General features: G+C 53.4%; 6 protein-coding genes, 1 tRNA gene and 1 pseudogene. 2 read left to right on the top strand and 6 right to left on the bottom strand.

What is annotated here, in order from left to right; genetic code table 11:
• Nucleotides 1–75: pseudogene (locus tag L5470_RS11240) on the top strand (phosphomethylpyrimidine synthase ThiC); the annotation flags it as partial.
• A 392-nt stretch (nucleotides 76–467) separates the two neighbouring features.
• Here the strand turns inward: L5470_RS11240 and L5470_RS11235 are convergent.
• Both L5470_RS11235 and L5470_RS11230 read right to left on the bottom strand, forming a co-directional pair.
• Nucleotides 468–541 (bottom strand) — tRNA-Pro (locus L5470_RS11235).
• 21 nt (nucleotides 542–562) lie between these two features.
• Nucleotides 563–700: a hypothetical protein gene (locus tag L5470_RS11230; RefSeq protein WP_499500028.1), complete on the bottom strand. Its 138-nt coding sequence runs from the start codon at nucleotides 698–700 to the stop codon at nucleotides 563–565.
• 24 nt (nucleotides 701–724) lie between these two features.
• On the opposite strand from L5470_RS11230, the gene L5470_RS11225 reads away from it, so the two are divergent.
• On the top strand, nucleotides 725–2542 hold the full coding sequence (locus tag L5470_RS11225) for a hypothetical protein (RefSeq protein WP_499500027.1): 1818 nt from the start codon (nucleotides 725–727) through the stop codon (nucleotides 2540–2542).
• Between the two features lie 46 nt (nucleotides 2543–2588).
• Here the strand turns inward: L5470_RS11225 and L5470_RS11220 are convergent, their stop codons facing one another.
• From L5470_RS11220 to hemE, 4 genes are all read right to left on the bottom strand, one after another.
• On the bottom strand, nucleotides 2589–3467 hold the full coding sequence (locus L5470_RS11220) for a DUF1517 domain-containing protein (RefSeq protein ID WP_499500029.1): 879 nt from the start codon (nucleotides 3465–3467) through the stop codon (nucleotides 2589–2591).
• Nucleotides 3468–3634: 167 nt separating this feature from the next.
• Nucleotides 3635–4099 carry an EVE domain-containing protein gene (locus tag L5470_RS11215; RefSeq protein WP_499500026.1) on the bottom strand — a complete coding sequence of 155 codons (465 nt, stop codon included), beginning with the start codon at nucleotides 4097–4099 and terminating at the stop codon, nucleotides 3635–3637.
• A 2-nt stretch (nucleotides 4100–4101) separates the two neighbouring features.
• The gene (locus L5470_RS11210) at nucleotides 4102–5034 is read right to left on the bottom strand and encodes an NAD-dependent epimerase/dehydratase family protein (RefSeq protein ID WP_499500025.1); all 933 of its coding nucleotides are present in this window, start codon (nucleotides 5032–5034) and stop codon (nucleotides 4102–4104) included.
• Nucleotides 5034–6065 (bottom strand): uroporphyrinogen decarboxylase, encoded by a 1032-nt coding sequence (gene hemE, locus L5470_RS11205; RefSeq protein WP_448515420.1) that lies wholly within the window; start codon nucleotides 6063–6065, stop codon nucleotides 5034–5036. The genes L5470_RS11210 and hemE overlap by 1 nt, the downstream gene beginning before the upstream one ends.
• Nucleotides 6066–6681 lie beyond the last annotated feature (616 nt).

Below are 6681 nucleotides of genomic sequence, written 5' to 3'. Positions count from 1 at the left end.
CAAATTGAATTCAATGTGCGTAAACAAATGGAGGAGTGCTCTGAAGCCCCCTTCTATGTGCTTGGGCCGTTGGTGGCTTGTATGCATAAGCTATTAACAATTCTCAATGCCATGCTCAACCATGGTACGGACTGGCAGCCGTCCAACTCAGATGGGAGTCAATCGGCTGTTCCAGCATCATCATTTGCTTGACTTTTAAGATAATCGCTTCTCCTTAGGAAGAAGGGTTGGGGATGAGGGAATTCATAGCCACATTCAGCAACACCAATGCAGCTATCAACCTCAGAGAGGAGGGACTACGCCTTTTGACCTGCGGGACGCGGGGCAACGCCTATCGCCCAGATGTAAGACCTAGTCATAGAGGCCGCAAGAAATTTACGATTGGGCAATCTGTTGGGTAGGAAGCCGCTATTGTAATTCTTGGTTCAATAGCGGTAGTTCACTGGGTTATAGCCTTGAAACCCTGATCGGAGCGGCGGGATTTGAACCCACGACCCCCACTACCCCAAAGTGGTGCGCTACCAAGCTGCGCTACGCCCCGTTAAGCTTTACTAGTATAGCACTAGATGTCGGCAAAAGGGCAAAAGAATTCGTGGTGCAAAATGCGTTTGTGGCTCTTGCCCAATACGTCACTGATTCGGGGTGGCAATTCCCCTACAATGGTAGGCAAAATTTTTAGGTCGCGGACAGGGTTATTCACGGTGATGAGGAGCCTCGGAATCCAATGAAAGCAACGCAGTTTTGGCAAAAGTGGTTCCGGCGTGCTCCTAAAACTTCGGACTTGGCGATCGCCGCACCGGGTTCCCTACTCTTGCGCTGGCAACACCTGCAACAGCACCTTTTACAGTATGAGGGGTGGCCATGGCTCATTCCCTTTTTGATGGCTGGTGCAACAGTGATCACCGCAAGTTCGTGGATTCTGCTGTTACCACCACTGCCGGATTGTCGTCATCTGTCGCTGCTGACAAGTGATGGCGATCGCCTTTACTGTGCTGATCAAGCAGCCCGTAACGGCAACTTGCCTTCCTTGGCTCAAGCCATTGAAACCGTGAGTCAGTGGCCGACGGATCATCCCCTGTTTCCCCAAGCGAAGCGGCGGGTGGATGAGTGGTCGTTGGCACTGTTGGTCATTGCGCGGCAGCAACTCAGCCAAGGCAATATTGAGTTGGCCACCATGCTCTTACAAAAAATTCCTAAGACAGCGATTGCTTACGACCAAGCCCAAGAGCTACTGACGGCAACAAATATAGGTGAGGGGGGCAACCTCTTGAGTGCGGCGGAAGCGGCTATCCGGCAGCAAGATTGGGGGTTGGCACTGCTACAAGTGAAGTTAATGAATCAGCTTGGTACCGATTATTGGCAGGAGCAGGCACAAAAACTCTCAACCCGCATTTCCCAAGAGCAGGATGCATGGGGAACCCTAGTGCAGGCTAGGGATCTGGCAGGGTGGCTAACGGCAAACGAGTTGGCAGAAGCAGTGATGCTCGCCCTGAGTATTCCCCGGAATGCCGTTGTCTATGGGGAGGCACAGGCAGACATTCGCCGCTGGATTCCTGAAGTGTTTGAGTATGCGCAGGAGCGGTTGAACAATGGGGATACGGTCGGTGCTCTTGCCCTCATTGAAAAAATTGCCCCAGCCCTTGATGTGTCCTATCACGATCGCCCCATTGTCATTCTTGGTCAGGCCAAGGCACTCGCAGCACAAGACACCGTTCTAGGCTACTGGGAGGCGATCGCCCGGGTGCAGCAAATTCCTGCCAATGATCCCTTTTATGGGGCAGCGCGGGAGTACCTAGCACAATGGCAGCAGCAGCTTCAGAGTGCTAGTCAATTACAACTGTCCACATGGTTCGCTAGCAGTCACTGGCGCTGGGGCTATGAACTCGCTATTCAACAGGCTCAGCAGATTCCCCTTGGGCAGCCTAAACGACCCCAAGCCCAAGGCTTAATTGCCCAATGGCGGCGGGACTTGCGTACCATTGACGAGCAACCCATCCTCAACGCGGCAATCGCCCTTGCCGAACAAAAAGAGTATGCCGCTGCTATTCAAATTGTTGAGCGCTTGCCCGCGAATGCTGCCCTGTTGGCGATCGCGCAGCAGCATCGTCAGGATTGGCAAATCAAACTCGAAGAGTTAGTGGATCGGCCAATACTAGATCGCGCTATTACCCTTGCCCGCGAAGGGAAATTAGAGGAGGCTATTACAACCGCCGCCCAAATCAAGTGGGATCGTTATCTTTACCGCGAGGCGCAGAACAAAATTTGGCAGTGGGAGTACGAACTTGCCGTGCGATCGCGGCGGCAGGAACAGCAGACCCCTGCCGAGTCATGGTGGGAGGCTCCCCCGCCAACTGTCCCTGAGACCGCCGTCTCAAGCCCTGAACCAACAGCCTCTCCAGATACGGCACCTGAGCCAGAATTACCATCGCCAACCCCAACAGCCACTGAGCCACCTCCTCCCAGCCCTAGCCTAGAGGCCAGCGCGACCCCGCCCACCGTACCGCCAGAGCCTGTTCCCAGTGAGGCTGTCCCTGAAAACTAGGTGGGGGTATTGATTGTAAGGGCAGTGTTACTCGCGAGGGTATGTGCTAGAGATGCTTCAAGGTCGGATAGGCCAGTAGCAGTTCATCAGCGGTGAGGGTATCGCCAATCGCTTGGGGTTGCCACRGGATCTCGACCGCCAGTAGGCGATCGCTTCCAATTCCCCCTAGCCCTTGCAGCACGTGCCGCAAATCCAAATCGTTGTTGATCGTGGGTAGCGCTAGCTTGCCCGTAGCCGCAACAATGAGGGTGACCACAATATAGTCGCCAACCTCTTGGGTGGTGGTAGGGGCAATGTCTCGCTGTTGAATCGTTTGGCGATAGTTCGAGAGGGTTTCTGCCGTGAGCTTGCTGCGTTCGCTCAGCGCCCGTTGGTTAAAGATCGTTTCCGCCTGTAGCAAGCGTGTATCTTGGCAACTGGCATCGGCATAGACCCAATACTCAGGATGGCGGAGGAGCGCAAGGGTTGCCTCCTGCAGAACGTTTGCTAACCCCGCTGGCGTTTGGGTGTCAGCACTTAAGGCAAGCTTGTTTAAGTCGTTTTGCAGTTCCCGGGCTTGAGCAAGCAAGCCAACATGAAGCGTATGCACCGACACCACAGGATTATCGATCTGCTCGTCTTCCCCCGCTGCCCGAAACTGTCGAAATGCTGAAACCAAGAAATTGGCAACGACACCAAGCAAAATAATAGTGAATAGGCCGCCAAAGCCACCACCAAAGCMAAAGAAGGGAATTAAAAACGGAAAGCCAAACCCACCGCCATAGACCGGCTGGGAATAACGATAGTCACTGCGGGGGGCACTGCGATAGGAACGGGTGGGTGCCGGACGGCTAAACGAGCCACCGCCAATGCGACCGCCACTGCGCGCTGCCCACGCTGCGCCACTGTCAAGAACAAGGTGCGCCACCAGCACCACGATTAACACAGTTGCCAAGAAAGAGTTTAAAATGCGCCAACGCTTTTTCATGGTTATATGTACCAGAAGACAATCAGCCAATAGTAGTGTTTTCCTCAGTGTACCCTTCACGCATGGAGGAGGGGGAGGGCGGGTAACCGATACTGGAGCCACAACCTTTGTTATGTTGGCCTCCCTCAGTATCTCAAGTCTAGGATAAGTTGCCATTGCGCCTCGGTGACCGGTTGCACCGAAAGGCGACACCCTTTTTGTAGGAGGAGCATCGTTTCTAAGCCCTTGGTGCGCCGGAGTTCTGGCAAGGTAACGGGAGGATCAAGATCACGGCGGTATTGAATATCTACCATGAACCACCGCGGCATATCAGGGGTACTTTTGGGGTCAAAATACTTACTTTGGGGATCCCAAGCAAAATGGTCAGGGTAGGCGGCCTTGACAACGGCGGCAATCCCCATAATGGCCGGAGGATTGGCATTACTGTGATAAAACAGCACGCGATCGCCCACCGCCATTTGATCCCGCAGAAAGTTACGCGCTTGGTAGTTCCGTACCCCTTCCCAGCAGGTGGTTTGGTTCGGAGCTGCTTTCAGGTCATCCCACGAAAAAACCGTTGGTTCCGATTTCAGTAGCCAAATACCAGCCATTGCTAGCGATGACACCGCAGCAAATCCGCCACCGTCCCACAGTAGGGAGTCAGACCCAGTTGCTGAGGGTTCAGAATAGTATCGTAGGTAAAGTTACGGTAGTTCAGGCAAAAGTAATCCCACGGTGACATTTGAATCCGGAAAAGCTTAATAAAGATATTAACAAGGGCAGGGGTAAGGGGAATCAGGCCATACCAACGCAAGTTACGCCCTTGGCAAAGCTGAGTCAATAGGTCGTTCACGGTAATTGCGGGGTTGCCTAGGGCAACACGGCGGGGCACAGGATACTCAGGATGCTCGATGAGGTAAAGCACAACTTGGCTAATATCCCGGGCATGGACAAAGTGAAAACTGGCCTCAACCCGAAAAAAGCGCGCAAGCCATAGCCACTTTAATACTTGCTGCATGCCTTTAGTAATAAAGGAGGGGCGTTTACCATCTATACCGCCGCCAAAGACCATTGTCGGAAATAACTCCACAACCCGATCGCCCACGGGCAGCTTTTCTATCGCCTGCAAGCACTGGTACTTCGAGCGAATGTAAGCAGTTCCTAGGGTAGCCGCTTCCGGTAGCGGGGTCATCTGCCGAGTCAGGATACTGGCTGTGGAGAAGTAAAAGACCCGCTGGCAGCGCTGGGGGTCTAATTGTTGCAGGAGTGCGCAGGTTTGCTCAAAATTAATGGCCATGGCATTCTTGCCTCCCCAAGCCGCAGCGGTGAGAATCACCACATCAAGGGTTGGCAACAGATCCTGCAGGGGGGATAAATCTCGGAGATCCCCTTGCACAAGGTGTACCCCTTGGCGCTGCTGAGGATCAACGGTCAGCTTGCTAGGAGTCCGCACAAACAGAAACAGTTCGTGCTCTGTCTGGGTGATCAGTGCCTCAGTAATGTACTGGCCAATACAGCCACTTGCCCCAGTAATCAGAATGCGCATTAGCCGAGGGACTTAACGAGATCAAACAGATAGGCTACATTTTCTTCCGGTGTTCCTTGTAGCACGCCATGCCCAAGGTTAAAGATATACGACCCCCTGCGGCCAGCCTCAATAATCGCTAGGGCACGCTCCTTCAGCACCGCTTGGGGGGCAAAGAGCAAAACCGGATCCAGATTCCCCTGAAGCCCCACACTGGCGGGAAACTGCTGGCGAATGGTACCAATATCTACGGTCCAGTCAAGGCTGACAATATCTACCCCTGTCGCTGCCATCCGATCCACGACTGCGGCGCTGCCATTGATATAAAGAATCATTGGCACGTCAGGATAGACTGCTTTCACCTGCTGTACGACCTGTTTTTGGTACGGTAGGGCAAAGGTATCATAATCTTGGCGACTCAGTTGCCCCGCCCACGAATCAAAGAGCTGAACGACTTGGGCACCACAATCGATTTGATAGCACAGATAGTCGGCAATGGCAGTGGCTAAATGGCTCAGGAACTTGTGCAGCAGGTCTGGCTCCCGGTATGCCATGGTCTTAATTTCGATGTAGTCTTTGGAGCTTTTGCCCTCAATGGCGTAAGCTGCAAGGGTCCAAGGGGCGCCCGCAAAGCCTAATACCGTGGCGCGATCGCCGACCTCTTGGCGCAAGGTGGATAGAATTGGGCGAATGAAGGGGCAGGCGGCTTCGGGTTCAAGGGGATGCAAGTGCTGCACCTGCTCAAGGGTGCGAATTGGCGGATCAATAATTGGGCCTTTACTCTCGATAATATCAAAGGGAATGCCAATACCCGGCAGCGGTGTCAAAATATCGGAAAACAGGATAACTCCATCCGGTGCAAAGGCACGGAAGGGCTGAAGGGAAATTTCGATAGCAAGTTCAGGAATTTCGGATCGCTCACGAAAGGAGGGGTGGCGATCGCGCAAGTCACGATAGACCTTCATGTAGCGTCCTGCTTGGCGCATCAACCAAATGGGTGGACGCTCAACACGTTCACCGCGGGCAGCACGTAGGAGTAAAGGGGTAGTCATGCTAAATTACAGTTTCAAGGGTTGGCATTTTAGGCACTTGCCCCCTCATCTCTGGAGTTTCTAAGCGTACTCCTAGGCAGGGGTAGCAGACCGTCAATCTTACAATCATACCCTATTGCTACAACGCCCCATGTTCAGCACAGCATCCGCTACATCACCTTAGACGCTACCGAGGGGGAGGCCACTGTTCAAGGTGCATCGCGTTGAATGCTTATAGGAGTGATGTGGGCGGGCTAAAACCCCTCCGCTTTAGCGAGGGGATACAGCCAACTCAGGGGGCTTTAGCCCTCTCTATGTGTTAAACTAGAGACGTGGAAAGTAGGCGTATCAACTACGCGAAGAAACATCCTAGTACGGAGAGATCCCGGCAAGTAAGTCACTACCGCTTTGGCGGCAAGCCTAAACCACTGCAAGCAATGGCAGGATGTTGAGCGTATAGAATTGGCTAGTGTTGAAAAGCGCGAAACCACGAACCGAAACATAAACGTAGTCCCAATAGCAGAAATGCTTGAGGTGAGTAGGGGGTCTTTGACTGCCCCCACCCGCATTAAGTTGTGKGTGACAGCTCAAGGGAAAAGCGAAGCATCGCGGCTTCAGCCCGTTGCGTAGCATCCTT

Source organism: Synechococcus sp. PCC 6717 (assembly GCF_022698185.1).
GTDB lineage: Bacteria > Cyanobacteriota > Cyanobacteriia > Thermosynechococcales > Thermosynechococcaceae > Thermosynechococcus > Thermosynechococcus lividus.
The sequence above is the reverse complement of the archived record's forward strand: the minus strand, read 5'-3'. Positions and strand labels throughout refer to the sequence as shown.